This window comes from Pseudomonas trivialis (genome assembly GCF_036864995.1).
GTDB lineage: Bacteria > Pseudomonadota > Gammaproteobacteria > Pseudomonadales > Pseudomonadaceae > Aquipseudomonas > Aquipseudomonas trivialis.
Map to the genome: position 1 here is coordinate 4,568,717 of NZ_CP142151.1, position 13,543 is coordinate 4,582,259.

13 protein-coding genes and 2 tRNA genes are annotated in these 13,543 nt (G+C 57.9%); 1 reads left to right on the top strand and 14 read right to left on the bottom strand.

Translation table 11 applies throughout. The features are described from left to right. Positions 1 to 76 precede the first annotated feature (76 nt). The 13 genes from truB to rlmE form a co-directional block, all read right to left on the bottom strand. Entirely contained in the window at positions 77 to 994 is a 918-nt protein-coding gene (gene truB, locus VRB54_RS20110) for a tRNA pseudouridine(55) synthase TruB (protein ID WP_003235022.1), read from the bottom strand. A 3-nt stretch (positions 995 to 997) separates the two neighbouring features. Then, a complete protein-coding gene (rbfA, locus tag VRB54_RS20115; protein ID WP_338478511.1) occupies positions 998 to 1,393 on the bottom strand; it encodes a 30S ribosome-binding factor RbfA in 396 nt (131 codons plus the stop codon). A gap of 159 nt (positions 1,394 to 1,552) precedes the next feature. Then, complete coding sequence (infB, locus tag VRB54_RS20120) at positions 1,553 to 4,069, bottom strand: translation initiation factor IF-2 (RefSeq protein ID WP_209984906.1); 2,517 nt, start codon at positions 4,067 to 4,069, stop codon at positions 1,553 to 1,555. A 27-nt stretch (positions 4,070 to 4,096) separates the two neighbouring features. Further along, positions 4,097 to 5,578, bottom strand: coding sequence for a transcription termination factor NusA (gene nusA / locus VRB54_RS20125; protein WP_003235027.1), 1,482 nt, complete (start codon positions 5,576 to 5,578; stop codon positions 4,097 to 4,099). A gap of 47 nt (positions 5,579 to 5,625) precedes the next feature. Then, the gene (rimP, locus tag VRB54_RS20130) at positions 5,626 to 6,084 is read right to left on the bottom strand and encodes a ribosome maturation factor RimP (RefSeq protein ID WP_003235029.1); all 459 of its coding nucleotides are present in this window, start codon (positions 6,082 to 6,084) and stop codon (positions 5,626 to 5,628) included. 140 nt (positions 6,085 to 6,224) lie between these two features. Continuing rightward, positions 6,225 to 6,301 (bottom strand) — tRNA-Met (locus VRB54_RS20135). A gap of 96 nt (positions 6,302 to 6,397) precedes the next feature. Further along, positions 6,398 to 6,483: transfer RNA gene (locus tag VRB54_RS20140), tRNA-Leu, on the bottom strand. Between the two features lie 22 nt (positions 6,484 to 6,505). Then, positions 6,506 to 6,889 (bottom strand): preprotein translocase subunit SecG, encoded by a 384-nt coding sequence (gene secG, locus VRB54_RS20145; protein ID WP_003235031.1) that lies wholly within the window; start codon positions 6,887 to 6,889, stop codon positions 6,506 to 6,508. 4 nt (positions 6,890 to 6,893) lie between these two features. Further along, the gene (gene tpiA / locus VRB54_RS20150) at positions 6,894 to 7,649 is read right to left on the bottom strand and encodes a triose-phosphate isomerase (RefSeq protein ID WP_338478512.1); all 756 of its coding nucleotides are present in this window, start codon (positions 7,647 to 7,649) and stop codon (positions 6,894 to 6,896) included. A gap of 66 nt (positions 7,650 to 7,715) precedes the next feature. Then, positions 7,716 to 9,053: a phosphoglucosamine mutase gene (gene glmM / locus VRB54_RS20155; RefSeq protein ID WP_338478513.1), complete on the bottom strand. Its 1,338-nt coding sequence runs from the start codon at positions 9,051 to 9,053 to the stop codon at positions 7,716 to 7,718. Between the two features lie 16 nt (positions 9,054 to 9,069). Beyond that, complete coding sequence (gene folP, locus VRB54_RS20160) at positions 9,070 to 9,921, bottom strand: dihydropteroate synthase (protein ID WP_338478514.1); 852 nt, start codon at positions 9,919 to 9,921, stop codon at positions 9,070 to 9,072. An 8-nt stretch (positions 9,922 to 9,929) separates the two neighbouring features. Beyond that, the gene (gene ftsH / locus VRB54_RS20165) at positions 9,930 to 11,840 is read right to left on the bottom strand and encodes an ATP-dependent zinc metalloprotease FtsH (protein ID WP_338478515.1); all 1,911 of its coding nucleotides are present in this window, start codon (positions 11,838 to 11,840) and stop codon (positions 9,930 to 9,932) included. A gap of 200 nt (positions 11,841 to 12,040) precedes the next feature. Then, on the bottom strand, positions 12,041 to 12,691 hold the full coding sequence (rlmE, locus tag VRB54_RS20170; RefSeq protein WP_003235041.1) for a 23S rRNA (uridine(2552)-2'-O)-methyltransferase RlmE: 651 nt from the start codon (positions 12,689 to 12,691) through the stop codon (positions 12,041 to 12,043). Between the two features lie 105 nt (positions 12,692 to 12,796). Between rlmE and VRB54_RS20175 the strand changes: the two genes are divergently transcribed. After that, positions 12,797 to 13,105, top strand: coding sequence for a YhbY family RNA-binding protein (locus VRB54_RS20175; protein ID WP_017139256.1), 309 nt, complete (start codon positions 12,797 to 12,799; stop codon positions 13,103 to 13,105). Positions 13,106 to 13,114: 9 nt separating this feature from the next. Here VRB54_RS20175 and VRB54_RS20180 read toward each other — a convergent pair whose 3' ends face one another. Then, positions 13,115 to 13,519, bottom strand: a complete 405-nt coding sequence (locus VRB54_RS20180) for an MFS transporter (RefSeq protein WP_338478516.1) — start codon at positions 13,517 to 13,519, stop codon at positions 13,115 to 13,117. Between the last annotated feature and the right edge of the window lie 24 nt (positions 13,520 to 13,543).

The following is a 13,543-nucleotide window of genomic DNA, read 5'->3' on the forward strand; positions in this document are numbered from 1 at the left end:
CTCAATAGGCCAGGGACAAATCCCTGTATCTAAAAATGAGAAGTGACCGTGCCTATTAACAGCCACCCTCGTTCGGTCATTCTGACCGAATCAGTCGACGCGGCGCTATGCGCCCGTCTTCGCTCACTTCACCGATTCCGATGAAACGACCGTTATGATCCTGTACCCGCACCATGCCGAACTTCGGGGCATCCGGGGCACGTACCGGCTGGCCGTTGAGCCAGTAGAACGCGCTGTGCTCCGAGAAGTGCAGCAATGGCCAATCGAGCAAACCGCTGTCCGATGGCATCAGGAAGCGATCAACCGCTTCGTTGCCGCCTTCGGCGTGAACCGCTTCCAACTCTTCCAGCGTGACCGTCTGAGCCAGGCTGAAGGGGCCCGCCTGGGTGCGTCGCAGTTCTGCCACGTACGCACCGCAACCAAGCTGTTCACCAATATCTTCCACGAGGGTACGGATATAGGTACCTTTGCTGCAGTCCACGGCCAGGCGCGCGGTGTCGCCTTCACAGGCGAGCAATTCCAAGCGCGCAATAGTAACAGAACGCGGTTCGCGCTCCACTACTTCGCCCGCACGTGCCAGCTTGTAAAGAGGCTGTCCATCACGCTTGAGGGCCGAGTACATCGGCGGTATCTGGCTGATTTGCCCACGAAAACCGGGTAAAGCCGCCTCGATATCAGCACGACCAACGGTCACATCACGCACCTGCAGAACATCACCTTCGGCGTCGGCCGTGGTGGTGGTCTTGCCCAGTTGCATCAGGGTTTCGTAACCCTTGTCGGAATCGAGCAGGTATTGCGAGAACTTGGTGGCCTCGCCGAAGCACAACGGCAACACGCCGGTGGCCAGGGGGTCGAGGCTGCCCGTGTGCCCGGCCTTTTCGGCATTGAGCAGCCAGCGAACCTTCTGCAACGCGGCATTGGAAGTAAAACCAATGGGCTTGTCGAGCAGAATGATGCCGCTGACGTTGCGACGGATACGTTTGACCTGAGCCACCGCTTACTCCTTGGCGTCTTCAGGTGTGGACGGGTGCTGGCTGTCTTCTGCCACGGCGCGCTCGATCAATGCTGACAGGTGCGCGCCACGCACGACGCTTTCGTCGTAGTGGAAGTGCAACTGGGGAACACTGCGCAGCTTCATTTCACGGGCCAACTGCATGCGCAGGAAACCTGCCGCCGCGTTGAGTACCTTAATGCTTTGCGCGATTTCTTCGCTGCTGTCCTGCCCCATCACGGTGATGAAGATCTTGGCGTGACCCACGTCACGGCTCACTTCAACGGCGGTAATGGTGACCAGGTCGACACGCGGGTCTTTGACTTCGCGACGGATCAATTGAGCCAGCTCGCGCTGCATCTGATCGCCGATACGCTGGGTACGGCTGTATTCTTTTGCCATGTCTTGTTACCTGTTACTGCCACACGGTGAAACCCGTGGTGTCTGAAAGCGGCAAACGCCCGGCCTGACAAAAGCCAGACCGGGCGTTGCGTTTAGAGTCCGGACACGGCGCCTGGCATTTGCATGCCGGAGCGCCGCGTGGCCCTTGAAGTGCGCGAGTTAGAGGCTGCGAGCAACCTGAACCTTCTCGTAGACTTCGATCTTGTCGCCAGGCTTGACGTCGTTGTAGCTCTTGACGCCGATACCGCATTCCATGCCGGCACGCACTTCGGAAGCGTCATCCTTGAAGCGGCGCAGGGATTCCAGCTCGCCTTCGAAGATAACGATGTCTTCACGCAGTACACGGATTGGACGGTTACGGTGCACAACACCTTCGATAACCATGCAACCGGCGATCGCGCCGAATTTCGGCGAGCGGAACACGTCACGCACCTCGGCGATACCCAGGATGTTCTCCCGAACGTCGCTGCCAAGCATGCCGGTAAGGGCTTTCTTGACGTCTTCGATGATGTCGTAGATGACGTTGTAGTAACGCATGTCCAGGCCTTCCTGCTCGACGATCTTGCGAGCGCCGGCATCGGCACGCACGTTGAAACCGAACAGGACAGCGTTGGAAGCCAGTGCCAGGTTGGCGTCGGACTCGGTGATACCACCGACACCGCCACCGACAACGCGCACTTGCACTTCGTCGTTACCCAGACCATTCAAGGCGCCGTTCAACGCTTCGAGGGAACCACGAACGTCAGATTTGAGGACGATGTTGAGCGTCTTCTTCTCTGCCTGGCCCATGTTCTCGAAGATGTTTTCCAGCTTGCCGGCGTGAGCACGGGCCAGTTTGACTTCGCGGAACTTGCCTTGACGGAACAGAGCCACTTCACGGGCTTTCTTCTCGTCGGACAGCACGCTCATCTCGTCGCCAGCGTCCGGAGTACCGTCCAGGCCGAGGATCTCGACAGGGATGGAAGGACCGGCTTCCTTGATGGGCTTGCCGTTCTCGTCGAGCATGGCACGTACACGGCCATAGTTCGAACCGACCAGCACCATGTCGCCTTGACGCAGGGTACCGTCCTGAACCAGAACGGTTGCAACCGGGCCACGACCTTTGTCGAGACGCGATTCAACCACAACACCACGACCCGGGGCCGATGGGGTTGCTTTCAACTCAAGCACTTCAGCTTGCAGCAGGACCGCTTCGAGCAGCTCGTCCACACCGGTACCGACTTTCGCCGAAACCGAGACGAATGGCGTATCACCGCCCCACTCTTCAGAAGTCACGCCGTGAACCGACAATTCGCTGCGGATGCGATCGAGATCGGCGCCCGGCTTGTCGATTTTGTTCACGGCAACCACCAGCGGAACACCGGCAGCCTTCGCGTGCTGGACCGCTTCAATGGTCTGCGGCATCACGCCGTCGTCCGCTGCAACGACCAGAATCACGATGTCGGTCGCCTTGGCACCACGGGCACGCATTGCGGTAAACGCGGCGTGACCCGGGGTGTCAAGGAAGGTGACCATGCCGCGTTCAGTTTCAACGTGGTACGCACCGATGTGCTGGGTAATACCGCCAGCTTCGCCAGCGGCTACCTTGGCACGACGGATATAGTCGAGCAGGGAAGTCTTACCGTGGTCAACGTGACCCATTACGGTCACAACGGGTGCACGGGAGAACGTCTCACCTTCAAACTTCAGGGACTCGGCCAAGGAATCTTCCAGGGCGGTGTCGCTGACCAGGGTCACTTTGTGGCCCAGCTCCTCAGCCACGAGCTGAGCAGTTTCCTGATCAAGCACCTGGTTGATAGTGGCCGGGGTGCCCAGTTTGAACATGAACTTGATGATTTCAGCCGCCTTGACCGACATCTGATTGGCGAGGTCGCCAACAGTGATGGTCTCGCCAATCTGCACATCACGCACGACAGGGCCGGTTGGGCTCTGGAAACCGTGCGCATTGCGCTTCTTCAGCTTGGCCTTGCCGCGACCACCACGACGGAAGCCATCGCTTTCTTCGTCAGTAGTACGTGGGGCAACGCGTGGCGCAGGCGCTTTCTCTTTGACCGAAGCACGATGCGGAGCGTTTTTGCGCTCGCCATCGCCACCGCCGCTGCGACGATTATTGTCGTCGGCACGTGGCTTGTCCGGGCGGCGAGGTTCGTCGCGCTTGCGGGCGTCGGCTGCCGGAGCAGGCGCAGCGGCAACCGGAGCGGCCTCACGCACAGCTTCAACAGGCGCAGCAACCGCGTCAGTGGCAGCAGGTTGCGCAGCCGCAGGCTGGCGACGCGCTTCTTCTTCGGCGCGACGCTTGGCTTCTTCTTCAGCCTTCTGACGGGCAGCATTTTCTACTGCGCGACGTTCTTCCAGATCGCGTTTGCGCTCGGCTTCGATTTCTTCCGGGCTGCGCTGTACGAAGACTTTCTTCTTGCGTACTTCAACGCTGATGCTCTTGCTACCCGCAACACGCAGGGTACTGGTGGTTTTGCGCTGCAATGTAATCTTGCGCGGTTCTTCCACTTTCGCCTTGTGGCTGCTCTTCAAGTGAGTCAGCAAAGACTGCTTCTCACTATCGCTCACACCTTCGTCGGCGGCGGTGTGCGGCAGACCTGCCTCACGCATCTGCTGCAACAGGCGCTCTACCGGTGTTTTGACCTCATCGGCCAGTTGTTTCACCGTGACTTGCGTCATGCACTTCTCTCCTCAGGCCGCGCCTAATTACTCGAACCAATGGGCTCGGGCGGCCATGATCAACTTGCCGGCACGATCTTCGTCAATGCCGTCGATGTCGAGCAGATCGTCAATAGACTGCTCGGCCAGGTCTTCGCGGGTAATTACGCCGCGCACCGCCAGTTCCATCGCCAAATCCTTGTCCATACCCTCAAGCGAGAGCAGGTCTTCGGCCGGATGGGCGTCTGCCAGCTTTTCCTCAGTAGCGATGGCTTTAGTCAACAAACGATCCTTGGCCCGAGCGCGAAGCTCGTTGACGGTGTCTTCGTCAAAGCCGTCGATGTTGAGCATTTCTTCCAACGGTACGTAGGCAATCTCTTCCAGGCTGGTGAAGCCTTCATCTACCAGCACCTGCGCCAGGTCTTCATCGACTTCCAGCTCTTCGATAAAGTTTCGCAGGATGTCACCGGTTTCAGCTTGCTGCTTAGCCTGGATGTCCGATTCGGTCATCACGTTCAGGGTCCAACCAGTCAGTTGGCTGGCCAGACGCACGTTCTGCCCACCACGACCAATGGCCTGAGCCAGATTGTCTGCGCCAACGGCGATGTCCATTGCATGGGCATCCTCGTCGACGATAATTGCCGCCACTTCAGCCGGCGACATGGCGTTGATCACGAACTGAGCCGGGTTATCGTCCCACAGCACGATATCAACACGCTCACCGCCCAACTCACCCGACACTGCCTGGACACGCGAACCGCGCATACCGATGCAAGCGCCCTGCGGGTCGATGCGTTTGTCCTTGGAGCGGACCGCGATCTTGGCGCGCGAACCCGGGTCGCGGGACGCTGCCATGACTTCGATCAGGCCTTCGGCGATTTCCGGCACTTCAATACGGAACAGCTCGATCAGCATTTCCGGCGCGGTACGCGACAGGATCAACTGAGGGCCGCGGTTCTCGGTGCGGATTTCCTTGAGCAGTGCACGCAAGCGCACACCCACACGGAAGGTTTCACGAGAAATGATGTCTTCACGGGCCAACAACGCTTCAGCGTTGTTGCCCAGGTCAACGATCACGTTGTCGCGGGTAACTTTTTTGACGGTGCCGGAGATGATTTCACCCAGGCGCTCGCGATAGGCGTCAACGACTTGAGCGCGCTCGGCTTCGCGAACCTTCTGCACGATGACCTGTTTAGCGGTCTGTGCTGCGATACGGCCGAACTCGATCGATTCGATCTTTTCTTCGACGACATCGCCTACATTGGAGCCGGGATGCGTTTCGGCAACCTTGCTCGGCCAGGTTTCGATGGCCGGATCATCAAGATCGGCTTCTTCGACGACTGTCCAGCGACGGAACGTCTCATAGGCACCGGTGTGGCGGTTGATTTCCACACGCAGATCAACTTCGTCCTCAAAACGCTTTTTGGTAGCGGTGGCCAGGGCCAGCTCCAGCGCTTCAAAAATCACGTTTGCCGGTACACCCTTTTCATTGGATACCGACTCAACAACCAGCAGTACTTCTTTGCTCATCGTACGCCTCGCCTTTCGCAAGCCATTGGATCCGCGGGATCCGCGTCTCAGTCAAAACTGGGAATAATGTTGGCCTTGTCGATCATATCGATCGGCAACAGGAACTCATGGTCTTCTACCTGCACCACGACATCCTGCTCTTCTACACCGCGCAGAAGGCCCTGAAAGTTGCGTCGCCCTTCAAACGGGGAGCGCAGCTTGATCTTCACTTGTTCACCGGCAAATTTTGCAAACTGATCAATAGTGAACAGTGGGCGTTCCATGCCTGGCGAGGAAACTTCGAGGGTGTATTCAACGGAAATAGGATCTTCAACATCCAGCACACCGCTGATCTGACGGCTGACAATGGCACAATCGTCCACCAGCACGCCGCCCTCTTTATCGATATAAACGCGCAACATTGAGTGGCGACCTTGAGCCGAGAACTCAATACCCCAGCATTCATAGCCCAGGGCCACGACCACCGGGGCCAGCAAGGCCTGCAACTCTTCTAGCTTGCTCGACACCTGAACCCCCTCGTGCATGTATGTGCATGCTGTGCAAAATAAAAAAATGGGCGAAACGCCCATCCTTGAAACGCCGTCGAACAGCGGCGTTGAAAGTGTCCAGCTAACAAAAAGCCCCTTAAAAGGGGCTCCGCTAAAACTGGTTGCGGGGGCCGGATTTGAACCGACGACCTTCGGGTTATGAGCCCGACGAGCTACCAGACTGCTCCACCCCGCGACAAAGCTGGGGCGGAAGTATACGACCGATCCCTTACAGGGTCAATGTAACCTTCCACCTACAAGAAAGCCCGCAACAGCGGGCTCTCCTGATAATTGGTACCGAGAAGGGGACTCGAACCCCTACACCCTATGGGCACAACCACCTCAAGGTTGCGTGTCTACCAATTCCACCACCTCGGCAATACAGCGTTTACAACCCTTCTTACTTCTGCTCTTGAGCTGGAGGTACGTCAGTCGCTGGAGTAGCCGACTTTTGCTCTTGAAGCACCGGGACATCATCAGAAGCCGGTTTCGCCTTTGGTACTTCCAACACTGCTGGATTTGGCAAACCTGCTTGAGTCAGCACATGAGCTTTCTCTTTAGCAAAGTAACCTAACCCCAGGCTGGTTATGAAGAAACCGGCGGCGAGTATAGCAGTAAACTTACTAAGAAAGGTAGAGGAACCTTGGCTTCCGAACACAGTATTTGAAGCACCTGCACCGAAAGACGCACCAGCATCCGCACCTTTGCCCTGTTGCAGCAAAACCAGGGCAACTACGCCCAAGGCAGCCAACAGATGAAAAACGACTACGACTGTTTCCAGCATTTTTTCAGTTTCCCGCGGCGCGACAGATCGCACCGAACTCATCTGCATTCAGGGAAGCTCCACCAATGAGCCCCCCATCGATATCCGGCATGCCGAACAGTTCGACCGCATTGGCCGCCTTCACGCTGCCGCCGTATAGAAGACGCACACCTTGTGCGACTTCAGAATTCTTTTCCGCCAACTGCGCACGAATGGCTGCGTGCACATCCTGCGCCTGTTGCGGTGTAGCAGTCAGCCCGGTGCCAATGGCCCAGACCGGCTCGTAAGCAATGACCGCGCTTGCAAACGCATCAACACCCAGCTCATCGATGATGCTGTCCAGCTGACGCGAGACAACCTCTATCGTCTTGCCCGATTCACGCTGCTCAAGGGTCTCCCCTACGCACAACACCGGAATCAAGCCACTGGCCTGCGCCGCTGCGAACTTGAGATTGAGCATCTGATCACTTTCGCCCATCAACTGGCGACGTTCCGAGTGCCCAACCAGTACATAGGCGCAACCCGCATCGACCAGCTGACTAGGTGCAACCTCACCAGTCAACGCACCCTGGCCGGGCTCCACCGCAGAATTCTGCGCGCCGACCTGAATCGACGTACCTTTCAAGCCATCAACCACTTGGCTGACATGCAACAAAGGCGGGAAAACCGCAACATCGACACCGCCAGGCAGAGCCAACTCACGAAGGCCGTCGATCAGCTCAGCGACACTGGCGCGGGTACCGTGCATCTTCCAGTTACCAGCTACCATCGTGCGACGCATGCTGTACCCCGTCGGTCAAAGTGGGCGCAGATGTTACCCAACCACACCATCACTGGCAAGCCGAATTCAGGCGCAAACTTCAGTTACCAGTTTTGCCAGGTCTTCGGCATGGCCGCGAACCTGTGTTTCGTCTTCACCTTCGACCATGACGCGCACCAGAGGCTCTGTGCCAGACTTGCGCAGCAACACGCGCCCACGCCCTTCCATCGCCAGCGTCACACGCTCGCAGGCCTCTTTGACAGCCGGATGCTCGATTGGATTTTCACCACCGGCAAAGCGCACATTGAGCAGCACTTGTGGACACTTGCGCAGGGCCTGTCGCGCTTGGGCCAGGCTTTCCTTGCGACGACGCAGAGCCAGCAGCACCTGCAACGCGGCAATAATTGCATCGCCCGTAGTGGTGTGCTGGAAGCACACGACGTGCCCTGAGTTCTCTCCGCCCACCAACCAGTTACGCTCGAGCAGCTCGGCAATGACATAACGGTCGCCAACGTTGGCGCGGATGAACGGAATACCCAGATCTGCCAGCGCCAGCTCAAGCCCCAGGTTGCTCATCAATGTACCGACGACGCCACCTTGGAGCTTGTTACGCTCATGCAGGTCGCGCGCGATGATGAACAGCAGGTCATCGCCATCCACCACGGCGCCCGTGTGATCCACCATCAGCACGCGGTCACCGTCACCGTCGAAGGCAATACCCAGGTCGGCATGCTCGGCGAGCACAGCCGTCTGCAATTGCTCCATATGGGTGGAACCGCAGTTGTCGTTGATGTTCAAGCCGTTGGGCTGGGCCGACAGCACGGTCACGTCGGCACCCAACTCCTTGAATACGCTTGGCGCGACCTTGTAGGTGGCACCATGGGCGCAATCAACCACAATCTTCAACCCGGCAAAACTGGTGCTGGTTGGCACACTGCTTTTGCAGAACTCGATATAGCGACCGGACGCGTCATTGATACGCGACACCTTGCCCAACTTGCTGGATTCAACCACCGTCATCGGCGCATCCAGCAACTCTTCGATCATCAATTCGATCTCGTCCGGCAACTTGGTGCCCTGCCCCGAGAAAAATTTGATGCCATTGTCATCGTGCGGGTTATGCGACGCACTGATCACGATACCGGCTTCAGCGTGAAAGGTACGCGTCAGGTAAGCAATCGCAGGCGTAGGCATTGGGCCCAGCAACATAACGTCGGCACCAGCGGCCGATAAGCCGGCCTCCAGCGCGGACTCGAACATGTAGCCTGAAATGCGTGTGTCCTTGCCCACCAGGATGCGGCACGCGCCCATGCTGCGGAACGCCATGCCTGCCGCCCAACCCAGCTTGAGCATGAAATCAGGGGTAATTGGAAATTCGCCGACCCGACCACGGATACCGTCGGTGCCAAAGTATTTTTTAGTCATAAGTGCTCCATCATTCTTATTCGGCTGATTCTACAGCGGCAATCATGCGCACCACATCAACAGTCTCGGCAACATCATGCACACGCAGAATGCGCGCACCTTTGCCTACGGCAAGCGCGGCCAATGCAAGGCCGCCATACAAACGCTCACCTACCGGGCGATTCAAGGCGAGCCCTATCATGCTTTTGCGGGAAACCCCGACCAGCAATGGTCGACCAAGGGCATGCAGGGCTTCCATGTGTTTGAACAGACTTAAATTGTGTTGCAGAGTTTTGGCGAAGCCAAAACCCGGATCAAGAATGACCTTCTCCGGCGCAATGCCTGCTGCGGCACACTGCGCCATGCGCCCAGCGAGAAAACCACTCACCTCGCCCACCAGGTCATCGTAATGGGGATTGTCCTGCATATCGCCGGGCTCGCCCAGCATATGCATCAGGCAGACCGGCAGACCGGTCGCCGCAGCGGCATCCAGGGCGCCATCACGCCGCAGCGCACGCACATCATTGATCAGGCCGGCACCCAGCCGCGCGGTTTCGCGCATTACAGCGGGCGTCGAAGTATCGACCGAAATGATCACGTCCAGCTCATGGGCGATGCACTCGACAATCGGCGCTACCCGCTCCAGCTCCTCCAGCGGAGAAACCACGCGCGCGCCAGGTCGGGTCGACTCGCCCCCCACATCAATCAAGGTCGCGCCAGCAGACACCATGGCCTCGGCATGACGCAAAGCGGCATCCCGTTGGCTAAAGCGGCCACCATCGGAAAAAGAGTCGGGGGTTACATTGAGAATGCCCATGACATGTGTATGGGCCAAATCAAGAACCCGATTGCCGCAAGGCAACCGGGTGGAGGACAACGCAGAAGTCATTTCAAACCTTAGTGGTCAGCTGCAGGACCGCCAATCGGGGCTTCAGGGCGTTCGTTCTGAACCACGGGCGGAGTGCCCGAAGTGCCCGAACCACCTTCCCAGTCGCGCGGCTCACGCGGAGCACGACCGGCCATGATGTCGTCTATCTGATCGGCATCGATGGTCTCGTACTTCATCAGCGCGTCAGCCATGGCATCCAGCTTGTCGCGATTGTCAGTCAGGATCTGCTTGGCCGTGCCGTAGCACTGGTCAATGATACTGCGCACTTCGGAGTCGATCAGCTTGGCTGTTTCACCGGAGAAGCTTGCGCTCTGACCACCACCGCCACGACCCAGGAACACTTCGCCTTCTTCCTCGGCATACATCAATGGACCCAGTTTTTCCGACAAGCCCCACTTGGTCACCATGTTCCGCGCAATCTGGCTGGCGCGCATGATGTCGTTAGAGGCACCGGTGGTGACCCCATCGAAGCCCAGGGTCATCTCCTCAGCGATTCGACCGCCATACAGCGAGCAGATCTGGCTGATCAACGCACGCTTGGAAAGGCTGTAACGATCCTCTTCCGGCAGGAACATGGTCACACCCAGGGCACGGCCGCGAGGAATGATCGAAACCTTGTAGACCGGGTCGTGCTCAGGCACAACACGACCAACGATGGCGTGACCCGCCTCGTGGTAAGCAGTGTTCTGCTTCTCTTTCTCGGACATGACCATGGATTTGCGCTCGGCGCCCATCATGATCTTGTCCTTGGCCAGCTCGAACTCTTTCATTTCCACAATGCGCTTGCCGGTGCGGGCCGCAAACAGCGAAGCCTCGTTGACCAGGTTGGCCAGGTCGGCACCGGAGAAGCCAGGGGTACCACGGGCAATCACGCCCGGGGCCACATCGTCGCCCATTGGTACTTTGCGCATGTGTACTTTCAGGATCTGTTCACGACCACGGATATCCGGCAAACCAACCACAACCTGACGGTCGAAACGGCCTGGACGCAGCAACGCGGGGTCCAGCACGTCAGGACGGTTGGTCGCTGCAATGACGATGATGCCGTCATTCATCTCAAAACCGTCCATCTCGACCAGCAACTGGTTGAGAGTCTGCTCGCGCTCGTCATGACCACCGCCCATGCCGGCGCCACGATGGCGACCAACAGCGTCGATTTCATCGATGAAGATGATGCATGGCGCGTGTTTCTTGGCCTGTTCGAACATGTCACGAACACGGCTGGCACCGACGCCGACAAACATCTCGACAAAGTCGGAACCGGAAATCGTGAAGAACGGCACCTTGGCTTCACCGGCAATCGCCTTGGTCAGCAAGGTTTTACCAGTACCGGGAGGTCCAACCATCAGCACGCCGCGAGGAATACGGCCGCCAAGGCGCTGGAACTTGCCAGGATCGCGCAGGAACTCAACCAGCTCGCCCACTTCTTCCTTGGCCTCATCGCAACCCGCGACGTCCGCCAATGTGGTCTTCACCTGATCTTCAGAGAGCAGGCGCGCCTTGCTCTTGCCGAAGCTCATCGGCCCGCCCTTGCCCCCCGCACCACCTTGCATCTGGCGCATGAAGAACATGAACACGGCAATGATCACCAGGATCGGGAAGCTCGCGACCAGGAGCTGGGTCCAGATGCTCTGCTGCTCAGGCTGCTTGCCCTCAACGACCACATGGTTATCCACCAGATCGCCGATCAGACCGTTATCCTGGATTGCCGGACGGATGGTCTTGAAGCTGTCGCCATCGCTGCGCTTACCGGTAATCACGTAGCCATCAACCGCTACGCGCTCGACCTTGCCATCCTTGACCTGCTGGATGAAGTCGGAATAGTTGAGGGTCTGCGGCTCGTTAGGGCTGGAGAAGTTGTTCATCACCGTCACCAGGACAGCCGCAATGATCAACCACAGGATCAGATTCTTTGCCATATCGTTCAATTAACTACCCTCTGAAGCAAGCTCCGCTGCTGGCGCGCGCTTCGCATGATATTCACCGGCCTAACTTACTACATTACCTACAACTCTTGCAGACGCCGTCTGTAACCCTTTGTGAAACTTTGACTACACAATATTCGTAAAGCTTCATTACGAAAGCGATTTAAAAAAACCTATCGCCCTGCTCGAACACATCAGAATCGCTCTTCGCTTGCCGCACCTTCTACCCCGCGGAACCCGCGGCACAACAGGTACTGTTCACGGGATCTGTCCCGGGAAGAGTCTGGCTTGCGTGTCTGAACCTTGTCGAACAGCTTGCGGATGTTCTTGTGGTACTCGTCAAAACCTTCGCCCTGGAAGACCTTCACCAGAAAATCACCACCAGGGCGCAACACCCGACCCGCCAGATCCAGCGCCAGCTCACAGAGAAACATGGCGCGCGGCATATCGACAGCCGGTAACCCACTCATATTGGGGGCCATGTCGGAAATCACAAGGTCCACCTGAGAATTTCCCACGGCTTCCAGAATCTCGGCCAAGACAGAATCCTGGGTGAAGTCGCCGTGCACAAAGGTCACATCGGGGATGCTGTCCATCTCAAGGATGTCGGAAGCGATCAAACGGCCTTGCCCACCAATCAGACGACTGGTCACCTGGGACCAACCACCCGGTGCCGCGCCCAGGTCGATGACGCTCATGCCTGGACGAATCAGTTTGTCCTTGTCCTGGATCTCCAGCAGTTTGTAGCTGGCCCGGGAACGGTAGCCGTCCTTCTGCGCCTTTTTGACGTAAGGATCGTTGAAATGCTCTTGCAGCCACTTAAGGCTAGTTTTGGAACGGGCCACGGGCCACCTCGAAAATAAAACGGGTCGTGATTAACTGGGCGGTCCCGGACTCGCTCGGGTAAACTGGCCGCCGCTTTTTACAAGATCAGACGCAGGGGTCAGATTATGCCGCTCACTCAAGAGCAGAAGAAACAGTACAAATCCATTGGCCACCATCTGAAACCAGTTTTGATTGTGGCTGACAACGGTTTGACTGAAGGTGTTTTAGCCGAACTTGAACGCGCATTGGGCGATCACGAACTGATCAAGATCAAGGTCAACATCCTTGACCGCGAAGCGCGCCTGGCGGCCATTGCAGAACTGTGCAAGGTTGGCAAGGCAGACCTGGTTCAGGTCATCGGCAAGATGGCGCTGCTGTACCGCAAGAACTTCAGCGTCAACAAGCAACTGTCGAACGTTCATCGCTTCAAGTAACGAAAAGGGTCACGGGCGTGCTTCGCGCGCCCCGCCACTCCACCCCGGCGCCGGCTGCATCACCAGCACCAGGCCGGAAAACCCTAACACAAGATAGCTGAACAGTTGCCAGCGCAACGCTTGCGGCAGCCAGATATGCACCGCGCAAAACATCGCGCAGGCATACAGCGCCATCAACAGCAGTTGCCCGCGAATATCCCGCAACAAACTCCCAGCGCCTTCGGCCGTAACCAGCACCAGCGCCTGGAGCGTCACGCACGCCGCTGCAAAACCCACCAGCAGCGCACTCAATAATCCGTCAATCTCATCGATCAGCATCGGCGCCAGGCCAATCAGGCCCAACGCCGGCAACACGCCGATGTGCAACAACCAAAGGCCACCGACCCACAGCATCTGGGCCAATTGCCAAAGCATGGCGCCCGCACGCAGCGGGCGCCG

Coding starts and splice junctions, on each gene's coding strand:
- rbfA (WP_338478511.1), bottom strand. CDS start 1,393: ATGGCAAAAGAATACAGCCGTACCCAGCGTATCGGCGATCAGATGCAG.
- infB (WP_209984906.1), bottom strand. CDS start 4,069: ATGACGCAAGTCACGGTGAAACAACTGGCCGATGAGGTCAAAACACCG.
- nusA (WP_003235027.1), bottom strand. CDS start 5,578: ATGAGCAAAGAAGTACTGCTGGTTGTTGAGTCGGTATCCAATGAAAAG.
- secG (WP_003235031.1), bottom strand. CDS start 6,889: ATGCTGGAAACAGTCGTAGTCGTTTTTCATCTGTTGGCTGCCTTGGGC.
- tpiA (WP_338478512.1), bottom strand. CDS start 7,649: ATGCGTCGCACGATGGTAGCTGGTAACTGGAAGATGCACGGTACCCGC.
- glmM (WP_338478513.1), bottom strand. CDS start 9,053: ATGACTAAAAAATACTTTGGCACCGACGGTATCCGTGGTCGGGTCGGC.
- folP (WP_338478514.1), bottom strand. CDS start 9,921: ATGACTTCTGCGTTGTCCTCCACCCGGTTGCCTTGCGGCAATCGGGTT.
- ftsH (WP_338478515.1), bottom strand. CDS start 11,840: ATGGCAAAGAATCTGATCCTGTGGTTGATCATTGCGGCTGTCCTGGTG.
- VRB54_RS20175 (WP_017139256.1), top strand. CDS start 12,797: ATGCCGCTCACTCAAGAGCAGAAGAAACAGTACAAATCCATTGGCCAC.
- VRB54_RS20180 (WP_338478516.1), bottom strand. CDS start 13,519: ATGCTTTGGCAATTGGCCCAGATGCTGTGGGTCGGTGGCCTTTGGTTG.